Here is a 24,958-nt window from a genome sequence, read left to right on the forward strand (position 1 = left end):
GGACCGACCGCGACTCGAACGCGGGACCAATTGATTAAAAGTCAACTGCTCTACCAACTGAGCTATCGGTCCTGAGAAGCATGAAAAAATTGCATTGCAATTTTAGCTTCGTAAGGGAAATCCTTTAAATAGGATTTCCTAAAACTTGATACCTTAACGATATCTGACTAAAAAAAGCACTGCTTTTTTAGCTCTGCAAGAATAATCTCCTGAAAGAGGAAAATTATTTAAAACCAAACTTATTAAGCTAATACCGAATAGGGCAGAATACTTAATAAGCGTACTACTAAAAATGGTGGACCGACCGCGACTCGAACGCGGGACCAATTGATTAAAAGTCAACTGCTCTACCAACTGAGCTATCGGTCCTGAGAGACGTTAAAAAATTGCACTGCAATTTTAGTCTCGCAAGAGAATTTTCCTTAAAGGGAAAATTCTAAAGATTATACTAACAACTTAAGTTTAAACATTAAGTCATTCGCAAAGCTTTCTCTCATTCACATCTAGATAATTTGTATCCCTAAACGTGAGAGCACATTATATATATTCCTGCGATAATTACAACCCCATGAGGAACAAAAATTATGATTTGAGCGTAAATTTTATAGATTTTTTAAACTAACCAACTTTATTAGAAATGTTTATATCTTTTGAGCCTAACAATAAGTACAGATCTAATCTCTAGACAGCGCTTCCACTGGGTCAAGCTTGGCCGCATTACGCGCTGGTAAAAAACCAAAAATAACGCCAATTAAAGTTGAGCAAACAAAGGCGGCAATGATAGAAGTTGGAGAATAAATCACTTTAAAGCTATCACCAGCGACACTATTGATAAGCTCGCCGATAGCAAAGGCAAGTCCGATACCCAATAAGCCGCCTAAAATACAGACTAAGATGGCTTCGATCAAAAACTGCTGCATAATGTCGCTTTGACGAGCGCCGACTGCCATACGCACGCCGATCTCGTTGGTGCGCTCGGTGACTGAAACTAGCATGATATTCATCACCCCAATACCGCCGACGATCAAGGAGATGATAGCAATGGATGAGATAAGTAAGGTCATAGTGCCTGTCGTTGACTCAATCGTTTGACGAATAGAGTCTGAGTTACGAATACGAAAATCGTCGGTACCGTGACGACCTTCCATAAGGGTGGAGATGGCAGACTCAGCAGCGGAGGAGGAGATACTGTCGTCGATTAAAGCGACGAAACGCTCAATATTGGGACTACCTACTAAGCGTGACATCATGGTCGTATAAGGCATATAAAGGGTAGGCGACTCTACTTGACCGCCAAAGCCACTGTTATTAGGTTCCAATACGCCAATCACTCGCCCGGGTACACTACCGATTAACACGACTTCGCCGATAGGGTTATCAACATCAGCAAAGAAAGTCTGCTTAGCATTGTCATCAATAATAATATCTTGCGTGCGTTTTAAGATGCTTTGCTCATCGAAACCTTGACCTTGGGATAACGTCTCGCCACTAACGTCAAGATAGTCTTGCCCCACGCCGCTGATACTCGCCGCCTCTTGTACATTGCGATAACGTACACTCATGTTACTATCAAGCTGCGGGCTAACGCTGGTCACATAAGGCTGATCAGCGACCGCCTGCGCATCCTCAGGCGTGAGATTGTCGTCATTGTACTGACGTCTAGGATCGCCCCATGGATAACCGTCTATTACGGTAATAGTGTTGGTTCCCAATGAGCTAATATTAGCGAGTATCTGCTCTTGTGAGCCTTTACCTAACCCTACGACTGAGACTACTGAAGCAATACCAATGATAATACCGAGCATCGTCAAAAGCGTACGCATTTTATGCGCGCGCATGGCGAGCAGGGACATCTTAAAAGCTTCAAACAAACGATCAATAAAGCTACTTATCTTGCCTTTACGATGCCTGTTGAGTATAGGCTCTGGCTGCACTCTATTATCAACTGCCGTTTGCTGATAATGCTTGGTACGATAGTCCTCGATGACATAGCCGTCTTTGAGCTCAATGACGCGCTCAGCCTGCTCGGCAAGACCGGGGTCATGGGTGACCATGATAATGGTATGACCTTGCGACTTTAAGTCATGCAAGATGGCCATGACATCTTCGCCTGACTTGCTATCGAGCGCCCCTGTGGGCTCATCAGCTAAGATAATATCGCCGCCATTCATTAGCGCGCGAGCGATTGATACCCGCTGCTGTTGACCGCCTGAGAGCTGATTCGGACGATTATTGACCTTATCCGCAAGACCTAAATCTGACAGTAGCTGTTCAGCGCGCTCGCTGCGAGCCTGTCCATCCATCCCCGCATAAACAGCAGGCACAGAGACATTATCACGAGCATTAATATCGCCAAGCAGATGATAGCGCTGAAAAATAAAACCAAAGTGCTCGCGGCGTAATTTCGCCAGCTCATCGGCATCAAGCCGGCTGACAGGCTGTCCATAAATCTTATAGTCACCTGCTGTCGCCTGATCTAAGCAACCCAAGATATTCATTAGAGTAGACTTACCAGAGCCAGATTGCCCGATGATAGCGACCATCTCGCCTTGATGAATAGTGAGGTCGATATCATGCAGCACGCGTATCGTCTGCTCGCCTGCACGAAACTCTTTAATCAAGCCTTTGACTTGCATCAGCGGCGCAGTTGCTGCGCTATTGGCATTGGTTTTTAGGGGATCCATGAATACAACGACCTATATTATCAAATCAGAAAATCACTAAGGGTCTAAAAGTTATAGTGCTCTAAGCTTAAAGGTTGCAAGACGTTCAACAGCACTGGAGCTAACTGAATCTAAGTACCTTAACTGGTACGTTAGCTAACATGACCTGTTAAAAAGGGGGTCCTCCTCTACCACCTTGACTACCCCCTGCTTTTTCTTCACTCAATATCACCTCATCGCCTGCGCTTAATCCACTTAAAATCTGGGCGTTAACGCGGTTGTTAATGCCAACGGTAACGCGTTGTTCAGCGACTTCGCCGTTGTCTTTGAGCACGCGAACCACGCCTGCGCTAGTAGAAACATCAGTATCAGTACTTGAGTCGCCAGTAGATCTTTTACTGTTTTTAGCAGGTTGTAGGGCAGCAGAAGGAACAAGCAGCGCGTTTTTAGCTTCATTAATAACGATATAAACCTGTGCGGTCATGTCGATACGAAAGCGGCGCTCAGTGTTTGGCACTTCGATGTAACCGATATAATAGATAGCAGCATCAGTAGAGCTGGTATCACTGATATTCTCGGGCGCAGGTTCAATAGCTTTTAGGGTAGCGTCATACTTTTGGTCAGGATTACCAATGATATTAAAATACACCGGCATGCCTGCTTGCACGTTAATGACATCGGCTTCAGAGATCTGCGCATTAATGCGTACGGTCGAGAGATCGGCTAAGGTGACGATAGTCGGCGCAGTTTGATTGGCGTTAACGGTGGTGCCTTGCTCAGTGGTGATAGAGACCACTGTACCTGATATCGGCGCGCGAATGGTGGTGTAGCTCAGATCCTCCTCAGCGGTACTGACGTTGGTTTGTGCTTTACGTAAGGCGGCGCGTTGGCTGTTGATATTGGCTTGAGTGGTGGTAATAGCGGCTTTGGCAGTATCTATAGCGGCGCGAGCATTATCAACCGCGGCTTTTGCCGTTGCCACACTGGTGGCCTGAGTATCATATTCTTGTTGCGATATCGCATCGATAGCCACTAAGCCCTTGAGACGCGCAAAGTCAGATTGGGCTTGTTTGTATTCAGATTGACGACTGGCCAGATCAGCATAGGCGCTCTTTAGGCTGGCTTGACGACTCAAAAGCTCAGCCTCAGCACTTTGAATGGCGGCTTCGCTTTGCTCGAGGCTGGCTTGCTCATTGCTTAGATTGTTTTTTTGGGTGACTTGATCGATTTGGGCAATGAGCTCGCCTTGCTTAACCTCGTCTCCGACTTCCACGAACAGCCGTTTGACTTCTCCTGACACCTGCGCGCCAACGTCAACGGTGTTAAGCGCCTTTACTTTACCGGACGCCATGACGTTGTTTTCGATATCACCTATCTCAGCGGTGGCGGTAATGTAATTAGGGCTCTCTTCTTTGGGTTTAAAAGTCCTGTAAGCCAGCACAATAAGTGCAAGCACAACTAAGGCGATAATGCCCCATTTTATAGCTGATTTTTTGGTGATTTTGCCCATGCTCAAAGTCCACTTACCATCAAAACAATTTTGACTATAGTAAAGACTTCAGGGGCAAATTGAAATGGTTATTAGTTTGCGAAAGGTTAAGGAAAAGCGGGGTAGCTGCAACATAAGAGGGTATAAAAAGGGCTTTATTAAAAGGTGTAAGTCATTATTTGAGTAAGCCATTAAGCAGCAAAGAGCTTTTTCCCTGACAGCTCAAGCGCAGCTTGTAATAACAGCTCCCAAGCAGGCTGACGAATGAGGCCTTTGATGGCCTGATCACAGCGATATAGCAAATCCGGCCACTCGGCGGTTTGCGCAAGGGAATGACGACGACAAGCTTGGCTGTACAAGCCTTGCTTACTACGCCAGATTCCTAAGCTTTGCGGATCTTGCCCATCCATTAGCGCCATGACCAACCGCATGTCTTTGGCTATTGCCCAAAGTACCAAAGTCGTTGGTTCATCAGTAGCTTGTAGCTGAAATATGATTTTCGCTACCTGCATGCTATTGCCTGTGAGCATAGCATCGGATAAGTCAAAAACGCTGAATTGCGCATCGCTGACTAAAGCAGCTTGCAAGTCAGTAATACCTAGAGCTAGGTTCTTATGACTGGCCGCGTCGCTATTACGATTGTCAGTAGTAGGACTGAGACTGTCGTTATTATTTTCAGATAACTTTGGAGCGAACAGATAGGATAAGCGCCAAAGGGTTTGATAAGCGCTGAGTAGGTGATGCTCGGTGTGCGACATCAATAATTGCCAAGCCTCTTGCGAAAGACGTAGGCCGAATTGCTCTGCTTGTACTTGCAATAACTGCTGACGCGCGCGCTCATCGTATAAGTTACCATCGATAACTTGGCCATACTTGGCAAAAGGCGCAAACCACTTGCTGGCTTGGCTGCGTTTATCTTGCTTCGGCGTTAGCCATAATAAGCTATGACTATGAGCGCCGGCTTGTGCATCGATAGCAAACTGCTCAAGCTCGGCAATAGTGGCTTTATCCGGCTTATGATTGCCCGTCACGATGAGCGCGCTGGCATCATCAAAGAGCGATTGGCTACCTAATTCAGACAACACCTCTTGCCAAGACTTCACCGATATGAGCTCAATGCGTTTGATGGCGTAGTTTTGCTCGCGCCAATGTGGCCGCAGCGCATTAATTAACCATTGCTGCAGTAAGGGCTCATCACCGTGCGCCAGCCACAAGCCCGCTACAGCTACTGAAGGTTGCAGCAGTTTAGGATAGGCTTGGATAAAGGTCTGCTGCATAAAAGATAAGCCATCAGTTGCTGATTGGAAGTGAGGATTAAAGGTATCAGTTCAAAGTGTCAATTCAACGTATTCACTTAAAGCATTCATTTAAAACGTTAAGAGGTCGGGGTAGTCACCACAGTGGTCGAGGGCGCTGAGTGCTCTAACATAGGTGCGGTTTGGCGAGCCTTACTAGTATTGGGCGACACTTTGGGTAAGCTGATAGCGACATACTGATCGGTAATACGGCGCGCAAGACTATCGTAGAGCCAATCGCGGATCTGATCGCCTTGTTGATCGTCAGTGCTGACCGATGCCTCATTATACTGATAGCTACGCTCCACTTGGATGGGATTAGTCAAAGTCACTGGCTGCCCATTTTGATAAGTGTCATAGGTCACATCAGCAGAGAGTACCAAACGTATCTCTGTTAAGACGCCTACTAGTTCATAGCGCCGAAAGCGTAAATTGTCTACTTTTATAAGGGCGATTTTTTCGGCATCGGTGTTATTGGCTTTGCTATTTGCGGCGTTTTCAATCATCGTCATACCATCAACGACGTCTACTCCCAAAGTCTCTAAGCGTCTAGTTAGTGGCAGCTTCAATGGGAACGAGCGACGATTATCTTCAATCACCACTGCTGTTTTTTCGACCTCAAAATTTAAAGGCGCATCCAGTCCGCGCAGATGAAATCCGCAGCCCGTAAGGACAGTCGCTGTCGTCACCACCGTCATCATAGGTAGCACTGCTAACAAAGAAGTAGCTAGCGTTTTACCAAGGCTTTTACCTTTAGCAGGCGTACCTAAGCTGTTCTTACGTGCTGACTGCATGTTTTGCTGTTGATACGCCATAACCTTCATCCTTCATCGCCATAAAAAGCCAAAAACATCACTTGTAGTTAAAAAATAAACTAGCCAACAACGACAATGTTCACTAACTTATTAGGGACAACGATCTCTTTTTTGATCTCGCCAGTAAGAAACTTAGCGACGCTATCGATGCTGCGTGCTTGAGCTTTAAGCTCTTCAGGGTCACTATTAGGCGCGACGTCCATTTTACCGCGTACCTTACCATTCACTTGCACCACCATAGTGATCGTATCTTGTACTAAGGCGCTCTCATCGACAGTAGGGTAGCTCATCGTTAGTGTATCCACGCCTAATTGCTCAAGTAAATACTCGCCAGCATGCGGCGCATAGACCGAGAGCATAATGAGCAAGTCTATCAAAGCTTCATGCTGCACTTGTAAGTCTTGCTCGCCGTTGACTTTAAAGCTTGTGAGCTCATTAGCAAGCTCCATAAGACTCGATACTGGAGTATTTAAGGCCAAGCGCTCGCCTAAGTCGTTATCGATTTTACCTACTGTCTCATGAGTCTTACGGCGTAGGTTTTTGGCCTCGCGGCTTAGATTATCGGTAGTTAACGGCTGATCATTTAAAGTAGCAAGCGCTAAGTTTGACGCGCTTACAGCATTAATATGATCATGAGCCAGACGCCAGACTTTTTTGACAAAGTTATAAGGCCCTTTGAGCGCATCATCTGACCACTCAAGGGTTTGATCGGCAGGCGCGGTAAACAGGGTATATAAACGCACCGTATCCGCGCCGTATTGATCGATAGTGGTTTGCGGGTCGACGCCGTTATTCTTAGACTTTGACATCTTTTCGATTTTGCCAATATTTACAGGCTGTCCATCTGCTTTAAGTGTCGCTTTAATCGGTTGACCCCGCTCGTTGTAGTCGATATCGACATCATCAGCGAAATAATACGTCGTGCTGCCATCGCTATTCACACGATTAAAGGTGCCAGCGAGTACCATGCCTTGGGTCATCAAGTTTTTGAAAGGCTCATCACCTGAGACTAAATTTTCATCTCGCATGAGCTTATGAAAGAAACGCGCATAAAGCAGATGCATCACTGCGTGCTCAACTCCACCGACGTATTGATCAACCGGTAGCCACTTGTTAGCGGCTGATTTATTGACCATATGCTTGTCGTCATTGGGGCTAGCAAAGCGCGCGTAGTACCAGCTGGATTCGACAAAGGTATCAAAGGTATCGGTCTCGCGCTCTGCCGGATTACCGCATTTAGGGCAACTGGTATTGACAAACTCAGGCATGTTTTTGAGCGGATTACCGCGACCATCAGGCACGACCTCAGTCGGTAGTACGACTGGCAAATCTTGCTCTTCTACCGGCACCGTACCGCAGTGCTCGCAGTTGACCATCGGAATCGGGCAGCCCCAATAGCGCTGGCGAGAGACGCCCCAATCGCGCAGACGGAACTGAATCTTTTTATTGGCAAGGCCTTTTGGCTCGAGCTTCTCAAGCATCGCTGCAAAAGACTGCTCAAAATCCATACCATCAAACTCGCCTGAGTTGACTAAAGTATTGCGCTCAGTATAGGCGAGGTTAACTTCACAGCCTTCGGCTTCGGCCTCAGCTTTTGCCGCATCAAAATAACCGGCAGGGACGTCGATGACTTGTTTGATTGGCAAGTCGTATTTAGTCGCAAATTCATAATCGCGTTCATCATGTGCCGGTACTGCCATGACCGCGCCTGAGCCATAGCTCATTAGCACGTAGTTAGCGACCCAAACTGGCAGCGCCTCCCCAGTCAGTGGGTGGGTGACTGTGAGACCAGTATCCATACCGATCTTCTCTGCTTTGGCCAAGTCGGCTTCGGCAACTGAGCCTTTTTTACACAATGCATTGAACTGGGCGATGACCTCATCCTTTTCAGCCGCATATTTCGCTAATGGATGCTCAGCTGCAACAGCGACATAAGTGACCCCCATCAAGGTGTCAGGACGGGTGGTAAATACATCCAAGGTACTCTCTTGGCCTTCAAGCTCGTAAGGGAAATGCACTTCCATACCGGCACTACGACCGATCCAATTGCGCTGCATGGTCAGTACTTCTGAGGGCCAATGGCCTTCTAGCTGATCCAAATCATCGAGTAATTCATCAGCGTATTCGGTGATATTAAAGTAATACATCGGAATATCGCGCTTCTCAACGAGTGCGCCACTGCGCCAGCCTTTACCATCGATGACTTGTTCATTGGCAAGGACAGTATTATCCACTGGATCCCAGTTGACGGTCGCAAGCTTCTTATAAACTAAGCCTTTTTTATACAGCTGCAAAAATAGCCACTGCTCCCATTGATAATACTCAGGGCTACAAGTAGCAAACTCGCGCGACCAATCGATCGACAGGCCTAACAGCTTAAGCTGCGCGCGCATATTATCGATATTTTCAAACGTCCACTTGGCAGGCGGCGTCTGATTGGCTATTGCTGCGTTTTCTGCTGGCAAGCCAAACCCATCCCAGCCCATTGGCTGCATGACTTCAAAGCCTTTAAGGCGATAGTAACGGCTCAGCACATCTGAGATGGTATAGTTACGTACATGACCCATGTGCAGCTTACCGCTCGGATAAGGGAACATCGATAGCATATAGCGGCTAGGTTTGTCGCTTGGCTCATTGCTGACTTCAAAGCGCTTATCTGTTGCCCATTTGGCTTGCTGCTGCGTTTCGATCAGCTGTGGCTGATAAAGCGTATTATCGGCGGCTGAAGTAGCGTTATTATTAGGGATAGAGTGGTCAGAGGTCACAGCGTGGTTCATAATTGGCTCGAAGTTAGATATTTTTATTGACGTTTTGGAGTGTAAGTTCTAAAAACAAATAATTAGTAAAATGAGATACGCTAGAATAGCGCAAATTGGGGAAAAATGCGATGGGCTAGGGTAATAATAGCGCAGTATTGAAAGACCAAAGTTTTAATTTTCAAGCAAGAATAATATAAGGAATAACGATGACAATCACTATCTATGGTATCAAATCATGCAGCACCATGAAAAAAGCATTTACCAAGCTCGATGAGCTGGATGTCAGTTATGACTTTCATGACTATAAAAAGCAAGGTATTGATAAAGCTTCAGTCCAGCGCTGGGTCGCGGATTTGGGCATTGATAAAGTGCTAAACAAACGCGGTACTACATGGCGTAAGCTAAGCGATGAGCAAAAGCAGGCCGCAGACGCTGATGTCAACACAGCTATCGGTTTATTGCTGGAAAATACCAGTATGATTAAGCGCCCAATTATAGAAGGGGTGCATAATGAGCAGCCCATTCTACTTTGCGGTTTTGATGCGGATGAGTTTGACAAAGCCTTTGCTTAAAGCGCTCACCGCTCACTGTAGACACTATAAATACTGTCGCAGTAGCACGAGACTACAATAAAACCTGACCTTAAAAAAATCAGTAAAATCTAAGCTCAGGTTTTATTACCCCTACGATAAACCAAATCACGCTAAACAGCCAAATGATGAGGACATAAAGTCTGATTTGCTCTGCAGTCCAATCAAGGGCAAACCACTCAATCATAAAAAACGACTTCCAGCCCTCGATCCATTTGGCGCCGCCATAACCTATGATCCACCAGCAGTAGATACTCTCCAAATTGACTTCCTCCCTCCCTAAACGGAGGGAATTGCTACTAAAGACGGCCAAGCCCGACCGCGAGAATGTTTTTTGCTCCATTAACATCTCTATTATGGGTCGTTTTACAAGAACGACAAAACCACTCTCTTATACCAAGCCCTTATCTACCTTTCGGACTGTCTTGGCGAGAGCCGCAACACGAGCAGGTTTGGGTGCTGTACGCTTCATTGACTTCAAGATAGTGGCAACCTGCGTTCGCGCATTTGTAATCCAGTTGCCGCTTAATCTCAAACCAACCCGCGTCATAGACGGATTTGGCCAGTTTGGATGAAGTGAATGATGTTGATTTTATTTGACCAACAACGATTAGGCTGTTGGCTTTGACAAGATTTGATGTGAATTTATGAATTAAATCCTGGCGGGTATTTTTAATCTTGGCGTGAATGGCTTTGACCCGCTTTTTGTTTTTAGCGCGTTGAGCAATGGCCAGTTTTTCTGCGTATTGATGGGTGACTTTGATTTGTAGCTGATCACCCTCACTACTGACCGCTGAATCCTTACAGCCTAGATCAATACCAACTTGGCCAGTGCCGCACTTAGTCTTTGGAAATTCTTTAACGGTGACACAGGCATACCAGTGACCACGATTGTCTTGTACCAATTCGCAAGTGTTGATGTTGTAGAGCGAGAGGTTATAGCTATCCCATAGGTCTATTGTGAGCTTTTGACGGTTAGCTAAGCTAAATTGCAGGGTGCTTTTTAAAGACTTTTTACCGCTTTGGCGCGTACTGATATGCTTAATGGCGGTCTTTTTAAACGGAATCCAGCCCAAGCTTCTTCTCTTGGCCTTTGGGTTGTTGGTGCGCCAGTTGAGTTTGGCTTTTTTAAACTGTTTACGGGATTTAGCGTGAATCTCACTAATCGCTTGCAAGGTTTGACTGTGTAGATTTAGGTATTCACCCGCCCCTTTGGTGTAAACAGCCAAGTCATAGGCTGAAAAGAATTTGCCTGTGCGCTGTAAATGTTTAAAACTAAGCTCATTGACGTAATTCCAGACAAAGTTAACCGCCCCAGCTAAGATATTGAGCTGAGTGGCATGTTTGTCTTTGATGCGTAGCTTGAGCGTTTTCATGGGATAATTATGATCTCAATGTATTTGGTTATCAAGGGGTTCGCCATACTGGGCGACAATGACTGACGCCTGATATCCACGCCCTAGAAGGACGTGGTTTTACGGCGCTGAATGATAAAAAGCACACACCATAGCCCTAATGACATAACCGCGCTCCCATTTATTACTAAAACTAGCTCATGGCCGAGTCGACTTCACGGCTAATCAGTGTACCGACGCCTTCATTAGTGAAAATCTCGAGAAGCGTCGCATGCGGTACACGGCCATCAACGATAACCGCGCTTTTGACGCCGCTGCGCACCGCATCTAAAGCGCAGCCGATCTTCGGAATCATGCCGCCTGAGATGGTGCCATCCTCTATCATGGCATCTACTTTTTTGGGCGTCAGGCCAGTGACTACTTTACCATCACGGCCTAATACGCCTTTGATATTGGTAAGTAGCATTAGCTTTTCCGCTTGCAAAAATTCAGCTACTTTACCTGCGACCAGGTCAGCATTGATGTTATAAGTATCGCCATTGTCATCGACACCAAGCGGCGCGATAACGGGAATAAAGTTGGAGGAGATGAGCATATTAATGACGTTTTTATTGACGCTGACTACATCACCAACATAACCCAAATCGATAGGCGTCTCAACACCATCATCATCGACCTTTTGCATGAGCATTTTTTTGGCATGAATCAGGTTGGCGTCTTTACCGGTCAGGCCAATCGCGCGGCCCCCGTGTTTATTAATGAGGCTGACGATCGACTTATTAACGCCGCCGCCAAGCACCATCTCGACGATATCCATGGTGCTTTTGTCCGTGACACGCATACCATCAATACGCTCTGATTTGCGTCCGAGCTCTTTGAGTAAGGTATCGACTTGCGGGCCGCCGCCGTGTACGACCACGGGATGTAGCCCAACTGTCTTTAGCAGCACAATGTCACGAGCAAAAGAGCTCTCAAGCTCAGGATCGGTCATGGCATTACCGCCGTATTTGACGACGATGATCTTATCGACAAAACGTTGAATGTAAGGCAGTGCGGTGGTCAAAACCTCTGCGGTGGTTTTGGCGTCATTAAAATTAAGGGACATGAGGGACTCCTAAAAGGTAGCTCAAGATATCAGTTTAAAAAAACCAGTTTAAAACAGGTCGAATCAAAACGTCAGCGCAATATAAAAAAAGGCGGCAATCTCCAGAGACTGGCATAAAATCATTGAACAGTAATTATTAAACAATAGCTATTAAACAATAACTATTAAGCAGCAATTATCAGATAGCAATGATACTAAATACTGCGCAGCTTGTAGTATAAATTAAATTGCTTAGCTGCACGGTATCATTCCGGCTCGATAGCTGCAATTTGCTGAGCTAAGTGGGTATCAAATAGCTCGCATAAAGCGACGAATCGCGCTTGTACTGCTTGCAGATCCTTCATGCTATCGCCAGCGAAACGTACGGTAAGGCTATGACTGGTATTAGACTCACGCAGCACACCAAAACCATTCGCAAAGTCTAAGCGTACGCCGTCTATCAGGGATATCTGCGTATCTAATGGCATCAGCTGCTTCGCTTGCTCTATGCTGATATTGCAAACATTATGAACAGCAAGATGGGTTTCAGTACGAGTATTAGCGCTATTATTAAAACAACTGCAAAGTGTTAAGTTTTTAAATAAATCTACAGGGCTTAGCTTAGTGTTATCCGTATTAGTACCGTGCCCACTCGCTAAATCTTGTAAGTAGCAGCAACAAACTGTTAGATGCTCTAATAAGGAAGCCTGACAAACTTGCTTGGCAGGTAAGGGTAGATAGTGATCAGCGGTGCTGACTAAAGTAGGTAGGCTCCTTGTGATATCTGTCAAAGCATAAGGCGGTAATACTGAACGCAGTTCGCCCCACAAGTCAGTGGTCAGCATGACTTTTTCTGTTTGCGCGATAGTAGGGACAGCGGTAAACGCTAGCCAGTATAATAAGCGCAGTCCGGCGTACATCGCATCATCATAAACGATAAAATAGCCATCGTTAAAGATAAAGTGACCCGATAACTCACCGGCAAAGATAGCTTGCTTGTGATCAGTTTGTAAGTGTTGACGTAATAGGCTACTGCCCGTTTGAGTCATAACGGGCTTAGCACCAAGAGCGGCGAGCAATTTTGCTAAATGATGAGAGCATTTGACATCGAATAATACGGGCGGCGCCGTAGCAGTGTGGTCGCTAGTTTCATCGTTAGCAGTTGTATCTAATTTTGAATGTCGCTCAGTAATGGCCACTTGCGCTAATAAGTACAATAAATGATCAGGGGTGACGACTTTGCCGCTATTATCGACAATCATGAGTCTATCGCCATCACCATCGAAAGCTAAGCCCATATCGGCTCGATTAACGATGACCGTTTGCTGTAACTCTGCAAGCCGGTTAGGCTCTGTCGGATCAGGATTACCTGTAGGAAAACTGCCATCAGGACAGTCATTGAGCATAATGACGCGCTGACAAAAGCGCTCAAACAAAGGCTTGGCGATATTACTGGTCGCGCCGCTGAGACAGTCAATAACCAGAGTCAAGTCTAGCTTTTTGTCTAGGTTCAAAGCCGGTTGAGAGACGGTATGCCGTAAGAAGCTATCTTTGTTACGATTATGGTCCGAGACGCGTTTATCAGCCGGATGAATAGCGTGTATCACTTGCGCTATCGCTTCGATATAAATGCTTGCGATGGTATCGGCGGGCAAGCAGGGACTGGTTGATACTTTATCTTTATGAGTGTTATCAGCCATAGCACTGAGCTGACTGTTAGCGACTTGCTGATAGAGGGCTTGAATCTGGGCGTGACTAGGCGAGGCGTTATGGACCAGCCACTTAATCCCCAAAGTGTCTTTTGCAGAATGACTGGCGGTGACCATGATGCTATGACCATCATATTGCTGCGCCCAAAACGCCGCCATAGGGGTAGTGACTAAGCCTAGATGAATAACCTTTAGGCCGCTGGCTTGTAGAATATCAGCTATCGTTTGCGCTATACAGTCGCTACCGTGGCGCACGTCATAGCCAACGACCACGGTAGGGCTAGACTGCGTCTGACCTTGAATATAATCTTTGGGATTATGACGCTGAGTAGTATAGAGCTGCGCAAAAGCTTGCGCTAACGCCTGCACAAAGTCTTGCGTAAAATAGCGCCGCGCGCCGCGAATATCATAAGCACGAAATAAGGCTTTTTGGGCAGCAAAAGGCGATTTGTTCTGCATCTTTTTGTTCCCGTGGCCTTATTATGTCGCTTATTATACGTGTATTAATATTACTTCTTAAAAAAACTGACTATCACTGACGACCCGAATGACCAAAGCCGCCGACGCCGCGCGCGCTTTGATCACTAAATTGGGTGACGATATCGAACTCTGGGCGCGCGACTGGAACTACAATATACTGCGCCATCCGCTCCGCTGGATTAAGCACAAAATCATCAGCGCTACGGTTCCACACGCTGACCATCAGCTCGCCTTGGTAATCTGCATCTATCAATCCTACTAAATTACCAAGCACAATACCATGCTTATGACCAAGACCTGAGCGCGGTAAAATCATCCCAGCAAAATTAGAATCAGCAATATAGACTGCCAAGCCGGTACCTACTAGATGCGTCTCGCCCGCCTTGATCGTTAAAGGCTCGTCAATACAAGCGCGCAGATCAATACCTGCTGAGCCGTCAGTGGCGCGCGTAGGTAGCGAAAAGGCTGGGTCGTCGATTACTTTTGAGTTTAATACTTTCACTTGTACAGTTTGCATCATTTGTCCTAATACTTTTATGAATTAAAATGGCTGTTTTAAGATTATGTTTGAGTCCTTTATCAAGGTTAGCAGTTCGCTGATGCCATTGATGACTACATCTAAGCGAACACGAAGCGAAAAGGGCGCTAAAGTATCAAGAGACTTGCGAGCCCCAAAAACGACATAAAGCCGACGATATCAGTGACCGTCGTCAAAATAACCGAAGCGGAGAGGGCAGGGTCGATATTCATGCGTTTGAGTAGCAGCGGAATACTGATGCCCGAGACATTAGCCGCAGTCATATTGATAGCGATAGCGCAGCCAATTACCGCGCTGATCTTACCATCTTGAAACCACAACTGCGCAATACCTGCCATAATAATGGCCCAGATAATACCGTTTATCGCGCCGACCCACAGCTCTTTATTAAGCAGCCAAACCCGATTAGAACCCCCGATTTGACCCATCGCCATACCGCGAATCACCACCGTCAAAGTCTGCGAGCCGGCGATACCACCCATGCTAGCAACCACTGGCATCAAAATAGCTAAAGCGACTACTTGTGCGAGTACTTCCTCAAACTGACCGATGACCGCAGCCGCTAGCAGCGCGGTAACCAAATTAATACCGAGCCAAATACTACGGCTTTTTGCACTATCTAGGATAGGCGCAAACAGCTCATCGTCTTGGCTAACACCTGCTAGATTACGCATAGTGCTATCGACATCATCTTGAATAATCTCCATGATGTCTTCGGCATTGAGCTGACCGACCAGCTCACCAAAGTCGTTAATCACAGGCGCAAAGCGGATATCTTCTGAGCGAAAAATAGCGGCGGCATCAGTGATATCTAATCTATCATTGATAGTAATGGCGTTATCGATAAAGTCAGCGACTAAAGCCTGCTGATCGTGTTTAATTAAGTCAACTAAGCTAAGTAGGCCCAAGAGCTGCTGGCTTTGATCGACGACCAATAGCTCTTGGCTTTGATCATCAAGCAGATCTATGTTGTCTCGTAGCCAGCCTTGTACGTCAGCCAAGCTAACATCGTCATGTACCTGAATGATATCAGGATCCATATAGCTGCCCACTTCCCAGTCAGCATAAGTATCCAGCTTATTGACCTGAACGCGAACGTCTTCATCTAAGGTCGCCATGACTGATGAGCGTACGGTATCAGTCACAGTCTCCAAAATCTCGGAGATATCTTGCGCATCGAGATCTTGAGTGAATAAGGAGATTTCTTTGGAGGAGACGTTTTCAAGTAAAGGCTGGCGCGTCTCATCTTCAAGCTCAGCGAGAACTTCGCCTTTGAGCTCCTCTGGCACCTGCGCCCAAATCAGGTGCCGATCTTGGATAGGGAAGGACTCTAGCAAGTTAGCAATCTCGTACTCTGATTGCTTAGCGAGGAATTCAACAATCTCTTTGGAAGCTTCTTTTGCGACTAACTCTTGCAGGTACAGCAGCTTATATTCTGCACTATATTCTAACGGATTATAGTCTGCCGGTAGGGTGGTGGCGCGTTCAGAATTAGGCGTAGGTGCAGACATAACAGTTCCAAAAGTGATGACAGGTTAAAGACAGTAGTAAGGCTAATGCACTGCTAACGATTACCCAGTAGTGCTCGAATATTGGCTAGATACTCATCAGCGACAGCGGCGGGATCTTTGGTGGCTTTTTTCTTTTTCGCCTTAGCGGGCCAATCGATATGATCTTCTGGCAGCTCATCCAAAAACCGCGACTCGGAGGTGACGCGCATCTGCCCACCGGCACGGCGCTGAGCGGCCAAAGTCAAAGTCAGCTCGCGGCGCGCCCGAGTGATACCGACGTACATCAAGCGCCGCTCTTCCTCAATAGTTTCGCTGAGGATTGAGTTGCGGTGCGGCAGCATCTCTTCCTCAAGACCCATGATATAGACGTAGTTAAACTCAAGGCCCTTTGCTGCGTGCAGCGTCATCAGATTAACTTTATTGGTATTCTCTTCTTCTTGCTGCTGCTCGAGCATATCAAGCAGTACTAATTTACGAATGATAGTATCGATAGTGCGATCTTCATCGTCTTCAGCGCGATTGATCAAGGACTGAATACTGGTATAAAGCATCTCGATATTATCGATGCGGTTTTTTTCTTGCTGCGGGGTTTTTGCGTCACTACGCACAAAATCAATATAGCCGGTCTCATCAATCATCTGCCGGACGATAGGAACCGGGTCAGGATGTTGATCGAGCTCACGAGTATAATGCTCGATAAAGTCGCCAAACTCTTTTAGCGTACCATAAGCCTTACTCGGTAATACATGACTCAAGCCGCCATGAGTACACGAAGCAAGTAGCGAGATACTGTGCTCTTGCGAGAACAGGCCTAATTTCTCAAGGGTCGCAGGCCCCATACCGCGTTTTGGCGTGTTAATGATGCGCAAAAAAGCACTGTCGTCTTCGGGATTTAGAATCAAGCGCAGATAGCCCATGATATCTTTGATCTCGCTACGCGAAAAAAACGACTGACCGCCTGATAATTTATAAGGGACTTGTAGCTGACGCAGATTCGCCTCTAGCATTCGCGCCTGAAAGTTACTGCGATACAGCACCGCGTAGTCTTCCCACTCATTACCAAAACGCAGTTTATGCGTGGCGATCTCTTTGGCGACACGCTCGGCTTCATCATCGTCATTGCGGCAGTTAATAATACGAATTTTTTCGCCTTCACCTTTATCTGACCATAGTTTTTTCTCGAATAGATGCTCGTTATGGGTAATGACCGCGTTGGCTGACGTTAGGATACGACTGGTAGAGCGGTAATTTTGCTCAAGCATGACGATTTTGAGTTTTGGAAAGTCTTCTTTGAGCAGCGCCATATTTTCAGGTTTGGCCCCGCGCCAAGCGTAGATCGATTGGTCATCGTCGCCCACCACGGTGAAGCGTCCCTGCGGCCCCACTAGGTATTTAATCATTTCATACTGGGCAGTATTGGTATCTTGATACTCATCGACTAATAAATAGCGAATACGGTTTTGCCATTTATCACGCAGCTCGCGGTTTTCACGCAGTATCTTGGTTGGCAGCACGATCAAATCATCAAAATCCACGGCATTATAAGCGCGTAGGTTACGCTCGTATAAGGCGTAAAGCGTGGCGAAAATCATATCTTCAGGATCATCAAGCGTCTCCATCGCTTGCTCAGGCTCAACCAAGTCGTTTTTCCAATCGGAGATCATCTTAATGGCTTTACCCACCAGCTCGCGGCTCTCTGCGCCTGATAAGTTATCGCGCATCATCAGCTCCATAAGTAGGCGCTTACTATCATCGCTATCCATGATAGAGAAGTTACCCTTGAGCGGAGTATGAATCAGCTCATAACGCAAAAACTGCAAGCCAAATTGGTGAAAGGTTGAGACCGTTAGCCCGCGGGTCTTCTCACTAGGCAGTAATTTGCTGACCCGTGCTTTCATCTCGCGCGCCGCTTTGTTGGTAAAGGTTACCGCCGTGATACGCTCGGCTGGCGTATTACACTCTTCGATAAGATAAGCAATCTTACGGGTAATCACTGAAGTTTTACCCGAGCCTGCGCCAGCCAATACCAGTAGCGGCCCTGATACATAGAGCATGGCTTCTTGTTGTCGAGGATTGAGTTGACTCATAGATTACCTTTTGGACAGAGGTTACGAACGCGAGATAGCAAGGATCACAAATTTTAGTAATAAAATTCGGTAGATAACGGGTTGATAGCTAACAGAAGCTATCAAAATTAGGTGAGCTATTATAAAGCAAAAGTGCTGACTTTTGGGAGCAGATAGCTAACGGAGTGTGCACAAAAAAGCGCCAACTGAACGGAATCAATTGGCGCTATTTTGTTTTATTGGACTTAACACCTTTACTCCATATTAAGCATTATTTAACTGCCGAGCTGCCTCAAGTGCAAAGTAAGTCAAGATACCATCGGCACCGGCGCGGCGAAAACCAATAAGCGATTCTAGGATCACCGCATCAGTCAGCCAGCCGTTTTGAATAGCTGCCATGTGCATCGCGTATTCGCCGGAGACTTGATAGGCAAAAGTCGGTACGCCAAAGGTGTCTTTGACTTCACGGATCAGATCGAGATAGGGCTGACCAGGCTTAATCATCACCATATCTGCGCCCTCATTGATGTCCATCGCCACTTCGTGCAAAGCTTCAGCGCGGTTACCAAAGTCCATCTGGTATTGTTTTTTATGACCGCCTTTTAGGTTGCCGGCGCTACCGACTGCATCACGGAACGGCCCATAATAAGCAGAAGCGTATTTGGCAGAGTAAGCCATGATAGCGGTATTGACAAGACCTTCGCTTTCAAAGGCATCACGCATGGCTTTGATACGGCCATCCATCATATCACTTGGAGAGATGATATCAGCGCCAGCTCTAGCATGGACGAGTGCTTGCTTGACGAGTACCTCAACGGTGTCATCATTGACCACATAACCACTGTCATCAAGCAAGCCGTCTTGACCGTGTGACGTATAAGGGTCGAGCGCCACATCGGTCATCACCACCATCTCAGGCACTGCGTCTTTTAGTGCTGCTACGGCACGCGCGCTTAGCCCATTCTCATCATAGGCCGCTTTGCCATCAGGAGTTTTTAGCGAGTTGTCAATAACAGGGAAAATATCGATAGTCGTCACGCCCTCGCTTAAAAGCTCTTTGGCATAATTAATCAATAGGTCTATCGATAAGCGCTCAACGCCCGGCATACTGGCGATGGCCTCGCGCTGATTGCTACCTTCTAATACAAATACTGGGGCTATGAAATGTTTGGGGTGAAGCTCGACTTCACGAATCATAGCACGGATATTATCGTTGTAGCGCAAGCGGCGCAGGCGAGTCTCGGGGAATTGACGATTAAACGTATAAGACATTGTTTTTTCCTTATTATTAGTTTTAGTGAGTTTGAGGGGTAATCATTAAATAAGTAAAGCATCAGATGCAGCTAAAATTTTTAGCTTTTATATATAGCTACTATCTATATATAACTACTAAAGGTAGCACATAACAACAAAAAGCCCCACCAAGAAGGTAGAGCTAATTGTTATAAAAATAATACGCTAGCTAGTTACCAAATGTTATATAACCATCTTTATGGAGTGACAATCTGTGGCACTGGTACTTGCTCAGTAGGTGTCTCTTCAGTCAATACCCCAACCGCTGCATCAGCGTCGTTGTCATTATCGATATCGACAATCGCAGTCGGCTCAAAGTCAACCTTCACAGGCGTCTGTGCTTGTTTGATAGCGGCGGCTTCTGGTGCTGCAGCTACTCGCGCTGAGCTAGCAGCGTCGATAGCATAGGCCGCTTGCGACTCGGCATCTTTGGTTAATAAAGTACCAACTTGGGCCAAGTTAGTATATTGCGGAACCGGAATCGCGACAGGTGTATCGAGATTGGCACCGCCGCCAAGCGCTTGATATAGCTCGATTTGACTGATGATTTTTTGTAGCTCTAAATCTAGAATGCCTTGTTGAGTGTCAAACAATGAGCGCTGAGCATCAAGGACATCGAGATAGTTTGAGATACCAGCTTTAAAGCGTGCATCAGCAATCTCATAAGTCTGATCAAAGTTATCTTGCAGGCGGTACTGAGCTGCGAGCTGCTCGCCTAGAGTTGCGCGAGTAGCGAGCACATCGGAGACCTCACGGAACGCCGTTTGAATTGAGCGCTCATAGCTGGCAAGCGTTTGTTCGCGCTCGATTTGTGCGACATCGTAGTTTGCATCCAAACGCCCAGCATCAAAGATGGGTACGCTGATATTAGGGCCAAATGACCAGCCGACTGCATCATTATCGAACAAGTCGCTCAAGCCATCGCTACGGACACCAACGCTACTGGCTAAGCTTATCGTTGGGAAATAAGCGGCACGGGCGACAGCGATATTTGCGCCCGCGGCTTTTAGATCGTATTCCGCTTGTAATACATCAGGGCGATAGCGTAGCAGCTCGCTTGGCAAACCGGCACTAAACACCTCGTGATTGGTGATATTGCTGACAGCGGGTGCTGGGATAAGCTCAGTAGGTACCGGCGCTCCTAATAAGAACTGCAGAGCATTTCTGGAGGTCAAAATACTGCTTTGCGCACGTAGTACCGCAAGTCTTGCACTCTCTAAAGCTGCTGCAGATTGCAAGGAAGGCAGCTTAGGATCAATACCAGCTTTAAAGCGCTCTTGCGCAATAAACAACGAGCGCTCACGGCTCTCAACAGTTGCCTCGGCGAGTTTGAGCTGCGCTAAGCTATAGCTAAGATTCGCGTAGCTCTGCGCGATGTTACTAATCAGACTAATTTGAATAGAGTCTTTGGCTGCCGTCGTTGACAAAAATCTCTGCAACGCTTGATCTTTTAGGCTATCGATTCGGCCCCAAAAGTCCAGCTCATAGCTTGCCAAACCGAGATTGACACTGTAGCTATCTGTCGTCTGTCTACCGCCAGTACTGCCAAAAGGCGTCTCAACGCGCGGAGAGGATTGGCTTTGGCGTGAGTATTCTGCTTGACCATTGATAGTTGGCAAGTCGTTGATATCGGTAATACGATACTGCGCTCGCGCTTTTTCGATAGCCAAACGGGCACTCTCAAAGTCTTTATTATTGCTAAGACCTAAAGCGATTAACCTTTTAAGACGCTCATCGCTATAAAAATCCTGCCAACGCTGTCCGGCGATACTAGGCTGCTCAGAGGTGCTGACAGTCTCATCACCAAAAGCGCCATAAGCTTGCTCAATCGGCAGGTTAGGTTCGGCGAGAACGGGGCTTGTATCTGCTTTAGGGATAGTATTACAAGCGGCCATACTCAGAGCTAACACGCTGAGGCCAAGTAGGCGCGATGATTTACCAGTAGCTAGTAAAGCTTTAGAGCTTATCGCTCTTACGGCTGAGTTAGAGGTTAAGAATAAAGAACTCATTGTGTATTATCTCCAAGGCTTACAGGCTGATAACTCGCAGGAGGAGTTAATGATTGCTTATCTTCTGTAGGGGCAGATGGGACCGGATTATCACCGCCGCCGTTACCACCTGGATGGTTATCATCATCCCCTTTACCATTGTGAGCTTCATTGCCTTTATAAGGGAACAAACTACGCACCCAAATAAAGAACATCGGAATAAAGAAGATGCCGAGGAAGGTAGCGGTTAAGACACCACCGACCACACTGGTACCAATAGCATTCTGACTGCCTGAGCCTGGACCGTTCGCCAAGAATAATGGCACAACACCGAGCCCAAAGGCAAGTGAGGTCATGATAATTGGACGCAGACGTTGACGTGCTGCGGTCATAACGGCCTCTCTGAGACTATAGCCTTCTTCTTGGTGTTCTTTGGCAAATTCAATAATCAAGATGGCGTTTTTGGCGGACAAACCAACGACGGTGAGTAGACCCACTTGCAAGTAGATGTCGTTAGCAAAACCGCGTAACCACGTAAATATCACCGCACCCAATACCCCAAGCGGGATAACCAATAGGACAGAGAAGGGGATAGACCAGCTCTCATATAGTGCCGCCAAGCACAAGAATACGACTAGAATCGATAGCGCATAAAGCATAGGAGCTTGCGAGCCTGATTTTTGTTCTTCAAGTGATAGCCCAGTCCATTCGTAACCGATACCTTCAGGGAGCTGACTGATCATGTTCTCCATAGCTGACATGGCTTCACCAGTACTAAGACCAGGTGCCGCATTACCTTGAATATTCATCGAAGGTAAGCTGTTATAACGCGTCAGACGCGGTGAGCCTGACTGCCATTCGCTACTTGAGAAAGCATCGAAAGAGACCATGTTACCGGTTTCACCGCGCACATACCACTTACCGATGTCATCAGGATTGGTACGGCTACTGGCTTCACCTTGAACATAGACACGCTTGATACGACCACGATCGATAAAGTCATTGATGTAGCTTGAGCCCCAGGCGGTCGAGATAACGCTATTGATACTGCCTAAAGATAGACCATAAGCGGCGGCTTGTTCTTGATTGATATTGACTTTGAGCTGCGGTGCATCTTCTTGACCATTAGGACGTACGCCTGCCACATTTTCGTTTTGTGCAGCCATACCTAGCAGCATATTACGGGCTTCGAGTAGGCCATCATGACCGAGATTGCCCACATCTTGTATCATCAAATCAAAACCACTAGCATTACCAAGCTCAGTAATCGCAGGCGGTACGATAGCAAAAACTTGCGCTTCATTTAACTGGGTAAAGAAATAACCCATCGCGCGATCTGCTACCGCTTGTGCGGTATTCTCTTCCCCAGAGCGCTCCTCCCAATCTGACAGTCGAACGAATGCCAGACCCATGTTTTGGCCTTGACCTGCAAAACTAAAACCAGCAACGGTAAAGACAGAGGCAATATTGTCGCCTTCTTGCGTGTCGTAATAATTACTGACTTTATCGAGCACGTCTTGTGTTTCATCTAGCGTGGAGCCAGCAGGAAGCTGGACTAAGGTGAACATAATACCTTGGTCTTCTTCTGGCAAAAACGAACCTGGAATACGTAAGAAGACAACGGCCATAATACCGATGATGGCGGCATAGCCGATCAGGTACAACCACTTAAAACGAATACTTTTGCCGACGAAGTTTTCATAAGAGCGGCTGAGTTTAAAGAAGCCGCGGTTGAACCAGCCAAAGAAGCCTTTTTGTTGTTCAGTACTGCCTTTTTCATGGCTCTTACCACGTTTTAGCAAGGTCACACATAGGGCAGGGGTGAAGATTAGAGCCACCATGGCTGACAGCGCCATGCTCGTGATCAAGGTGATAGAGAACTGACGATAAATAACACCTGTCGATCCCCCAAAGAAGGCCATCGGTACAAATACGGCAGACAAAATCAGCGCAATACCAATAACGATCTTACTGATCTCGCCCATCGACTGAACGGTGGCATCTTTGACCGAAATATCAGGGTCTTCTTCTAATATTCGCTCGACGTTTTCGACAACAACGATCGCATCATCAACCAGTAGACCGATGGAGAGTACCATCGCAAACATCGTCAAGACGTTGATACTAAAGCCTGCGATATACAGTACAGCAAAAGTACCTAGCAAAACGACAGGAACGGCAAGAGTAGGAATGATGGTGGCGCGCCAGTTCTGTAAGAAGACAAACATCACGATAAAGACGAGTACAATCGCCTCGATAAGCGTATTGACCACTTGCTCAATAGACAAACGCACAAACGGCGTGGTGTCATAAGGCACAACAGAGCTTAGGCCTGCTGGAAAGTTGGTTTCTAGCTCGGCCATACGTGCGCCGACCGCCTCACGGGTCTCTAGCGCGTTTGCGCCTGCAGCCAATGAGATACCTAGACCTGCCGCTTCTTGACCGTTATACAAGGAGATGATGCTATAGTTTTCACTACCAATCTCTACGTCTGCGACGTCACCGAGACGTACCTGCGCGCCTGAGCTGTCTGTCTTTAGTAGAATGTTTCTAAACTCTTCTGGAGTCTGCAGATAGCTTTGTACACTGACGGTGGCATTGATAACCTGCTGATCAGTGTCGGCTGGCGCCTGTCCTAATTGACCAGCTGAGACTTGTGCGTTCTGCGCGCGTACAGCGCTGACCACGTCAGATGGCATCATGTTATAGCTACGCAATCGCGCAGGATCTAGCCAGATACGCATGGCATAAGAGGAGCCAAACACTTGCACTTCACCCACGCCTTCTACGCGGCTAAGCTGATCGACGACGTTTGAGTTGATGTAATCGGCAATATCAGCACGATCCATACTGCCATCTTCAGAAATAAATGCCTGCACCATTAAGAAGCTGCTGGAGGACTTATTGACGTTGACACCTTGACGCTGAACAGCCTCAGGCAACGAGCTCATCGCCGCTTGCAGTTTATTTTGTACTTGTACTTGCGCCGTATCAGGGTCGGTACCGTTCTCAAAGGTAAGCGTCACTGAAGCGCTACCGTTTGAGGAGCTCGTCGATGACATATACATCAGACCATCAAGGCCCTTCATGCGCTGCTCAATAATCTGCACCACAGAGTTTTCGACCGTTTGCGCGTTTGCACCAGGATAAGTGGCACTAACAGAAACGGTGGGCGGTGCGATACGCGGATACTGCTCAATCGGCAAATTAACAACCGAGATTACCCCGATAAGCATGACCAAAATGGCCAACACCCATGCAAAAATAGGGCGATCAATAAAAAAACGTGACATAGTATATCCCTAGGTCTTCCTATCTTTGAA

Annotated in this window: 15 protein-coding genes, 2 tRNA genes and 1 pseudogene; 1 reads left to right on the forward strand and 17 read right to left on the reverse strand. The window is 46.8% G+C overall.

From position 1 onward, the window contains the following. From AAEY83_RS00005 to leuS, 7 genes are all read right to left on the reverse strand, one after another. Positions 1–72 (reverse strand) — tRNA-Lys (locus AAEY83_RS00005). Positions 73–293: 221 nt separating this feature from the next. Further along, positions 294–369, reverse strand: a tRNA-Lys gene (locus tag AAEY83_RS00010). A 305-nt stretch (positions 370–674) separates the two neighbouring features. Continuing rightward, positions 675–2,684 carry a MacB family efflux pump subunit gene (locus AAEY83_RS00015; protein ID WP_025647231.1) on the reverse strand — a complete coding sequence of 670 codons (2,010 nt, stop codon included), beginning with the start codon at positions 2,682–2,684 and terminating at the stop codon, positions 675–677. A gap of 148 nt (positions 2,685–2,832) precedes the next feature. Continuing rightward, positions 2,833–4,173 carry an efflux RND transporter periplasmic adaptor subunit gene (locus AAEY83_RS00020; RefSeq protein WP_025647230.1) on the reverse strand — a complete coding sequence of 447 codons (1,341 nt, stop codon included), beginning with the start codon at positions 4,171–4,173 and terminating at the stop codon, positions 2,833–2,835. 170 nt (positions 4,174–4,343) lie between these two features. Further along, positions 4,344–5,429, reverse strand: a complete 1,086-nt coding sequence (holA, locus tag AAEY83_RS00025) for a DNA polymerase III subunit delta (protein WP_025647229.1) — start codon at positions 5,427–5,429, stop codon at positions 4,344–4,346. A gap of 98 nt (positions 5,430–5,527) precedes the next feature. Further along, positions 5,528–6,262, reverse strand: coding sequence for an LPS-assembly lipoprotein LptE (locus AAEY83_RS00030; protein ID WP_025647228.1), 735 nt, complete (start codon positions 6,260–6,262; stop codon positions 5,528–5,530). A gap of 59 nt (positions 6,263–6,321) precedes the next feature. Beyond that, positions 6,322–9,039, reverse strand: coding sequence for a leucine--tRNA ligase (gene leuS / locus AAEY83_RS00035; protein WP_025647227.1), 2,718 nt, complete (start codon positions 9,037–9,039; stop codon positions 6,322–6,324). A 188-nt stretch (positions 9,040–9,227) separates the two neighbouring features. Here leuS and AAEY83_RS00040 point away from each other — a divergent pair, with 188 nt between their 5' ends. Next, positions 9,228–9,593 (forward strand): arsenate reductase, encoded by a 366-nt coding sequence (locus AAEY83_RS00040; RefSeq protein WP_025647226.1) that lies wholly within the window; start codon positions 9,228–9,230, stop codon positions 9,591–9,593. Between the two features lie 79 nt (positions 9,594–9,672). Here AAEY83_RS00040 and AAEY83_RS00045 read toward each other — a convergent pair whose 3' ends face one another. The 10 genes and pseudogenes from AAEY83_RS00045 to AAEY83_RS00090 all read right to left on the reverse strand — a co-directional run bounded on the left by AAEY83_RS00045 (position 9,673) and on the right by AAEY83_RS00090 (position 24,928). Beyond that, entirely contained in the window at positions 9,673–9,873 is a 201-nt protein-coding gene (locus AAEY83_RS00045) for a hypothetical protein (RefSeq protein ID WP_025647225.1), read from the reverse strand. 17 nt (positions 9,874–9,890) lie between these two features. Further along, positions 9,891–10,987: pseudogene (locus AAEY83_RS00050) on the reverse strand (RNA-guided endonuclease InsQ/TnpB family protein). Positions 10,988–11,159: 172 nt separating this feature from the next. After that, the gene (gene argB / locus AAEY83_RS00055; protein WP_025647224.1) at positions 11,160–12,071 is read right to left on the reverse strand and encodes an acetylglutamate kinase; all 912 of its coding nucleotides are present in this window, start codon (positions 12,069–12,071) and stop codon (positions 11,160–11,162) included. A gap of 245 nt (positions 12,072–12,316) precedes the next feature. Next, positions 12,317–14,218, reverse strand: a complete 1,902-nt coding sequence (locus tag AAEY83_RS00060; protein ID WP_025647223.1) for a phosphohexomutase domain-containing protein — start codon at positions 14,216–14,218, stop codon at positions 12,317–12,319. Between the two features lie 73 nt (positions 14,219–14,291). Further along, the gene (dut, locus tag AAEY83_RS00065; RefSeq protein WP_025647222.1) at positions 14,292–14,756 is read right to left on the reverse strand and encodes a dUTP diphosphatase; all 465 of its coding nucleotides are present in this window, start codon (positions 14,754–14,756) and stop codon (positions 14,292–14,294) included. A gap of 128 nt (positions 14,757–14,884) precedes the next feature. Continuing rightward, entirely contained in the window at positions 14,885–16,288 is a 1,404-nt protein-coding gene (locus tag AAEY83_RS00070; protein ID WP_025647221.1) for a magnesium transporter, read from the reverse strand. 53 nt (positions 16,289–16,341) lie between these two features. Further along, positions 16,342–18,375: a UvrD-helicase domain-containing protein gene (locus AAEY83_RS00075; RefSeq protein WP_025647220.1), complete on the reverse strand. Its 2,034-nt coding sequence runs from the start codon at positions 18,373–18,375 to the stop codon at positions 16,342–16,344. A gap of 243 nt (positions 18,376–18,618) precedes the next feature. Beyond that, positions 18,619–19,626: a porphobilinogen synthase gene (gene hemB / locus AAEY83_RS00080; RefSeq protein ID WP_025647219.1), complete on the reverse strand. Its 1,008-nt coding sequence runs from the start codon at positions 19,624–19,626 to the stop codon at positions 18,619–18,621. A gap of 218 nt (positions 19,627–19,844) precedes the next feature. Then, a complete protein-coding gene (locus tag AAEY83_RS00085) occupies positions 19,845–21,656 on the reverse strand; it encodes an efflux transporter outer membrane subunit (protein ID WP_025647218.1) in 1,812 nt (603 codons plus the stop codon). After that, complete coding sequence (locus tag AAEY83_RS00090) at positions 21,653–24,928, reverse strand: efflux RND transporter permease subunit (RefSeq protein WP_025647217.1); 3,276 nt, start codon at positions 24,926–24,928, stop codon at positions 21,653–21,655. The genes AAEY83_RS00085 and AAEY83_RS00090 overlap by 4 nt, the downstream gene beginning before the upstream one ends. Positions 24,929–24,958 lie beyond the last annotated feature (30 nt).

Origin of the sequence: Psychrobacter sp. TB20-MNA-CIBAN-0197 (genome assembly GCF_040309765.1) — a bacterium.
GTDB classification, from domain to species: Bacteria; Pseudomonadota; Gammaproteobacteria; order Pseudomonadales; family Moraxellaceae; genus Psychrobacter; species Psychrobacter submarinus.

Excerpts from the sequence above, each read along its gene's own strand:
- argB (WP_025647224.1), bottom strand. The coding sequence starts at position 12,071 with ATGTCCCTTAATTTTAATGACGCCAAAACCACCGCAGAGGTTTTGACC.
- AAEY83_RS00040 (WP_025647226.1), top strand. The coding sequence starts at position 9,228 with ATGACAATCACTATCTATGGTATCAAATCATGCAGCACCATGAAAAAA.
- dut (WP_025647222.1), bottom strand. The coding sequence starts at position 14,756 with ATGCAAACTGTACAAGTGAAAGTATTAAACTCAAAAGTAATCGACGAC.
- AAEY83_RS00075 (WP_025647220.1), bottom strand. The coding sequence starts at position 18,375 with ATGAGTCAACTCAATCCTCGACAACAAGAAGCCATGCTCTATGTATCA.
- AAEY83_RS00015 (WP_025647231.1), bottom strand. The coding sequence starts at position 2,684 with ATGGATCCCCTAAAAACCAATGCCAATAGCGCAGCAACTGCGCCGCTG.
- hemB (WP_025647219.1), bottom strand. The coding sequence starts at position 19,626 with ATGTCTTATACGTTTAATCGTCAATTCCCCGAGACTCGCCTGCGCCGC.
- AAEY83_RS00020 (WP_025647230.1), bottom strand. The coding sequence starts at position 4,173 with ATGGGCAAAATCACCAAAAAATCAGCTATAAAATGGGGCATTATCGCC.
- leuS (WP_025647227.1), bottom strand. The coding sequence starts at position 9,039 with ATGAACCACGCTGTGACCTCTGACCACTCTATCCCTAATAATAACGCT.
- holA (WP_025647229.1), bottom strand. The coding sequence starts at position 5,429 with ATGCAGCAGACCTTTATCCAAGCCTATCCTAAACTGCTGCAACCTTCA.
- AAEY83_RS00030 (WP_025647228.1), bottom strand. The coding sequence starts at position 6,262 with ATGGCGTATCAACAGCAAAACATGCAGTCAGCACGTAAGAACAGCTTA.
- AAEY83_RS00085 (WP_025647218.1), bottom strand. The coding sequence starts at position 21,656 with ATGAGTTCTTTATTCTTAACCTCTAACTCAGCCGTAAGAGCGATAAGC.
- AAEY83_RS00060 (WP_025647223.1), bottom strand. The coding sequence starts at position 14,218 with ATGCAGAACAAATCGCCTTTTGCTGCCCAAAAAGCCTTATTTCGTGCT.
- AAEY83_RS00070 (WP_025647221.1), bottom strand. The coding sequence starts at position 16,288 with ATGTCTGCACCTACGCCTAATTCTGAACGCGCCACCACCCTACCGGCA.
- AAEY83_RS00090 (WP_025647217.1), bottom strand. The coding sequence starts at position 24,928 with ATGTCACGTTTTTTTATTGATCGCCCTATTTTTGCATGGGTGTTGGCC.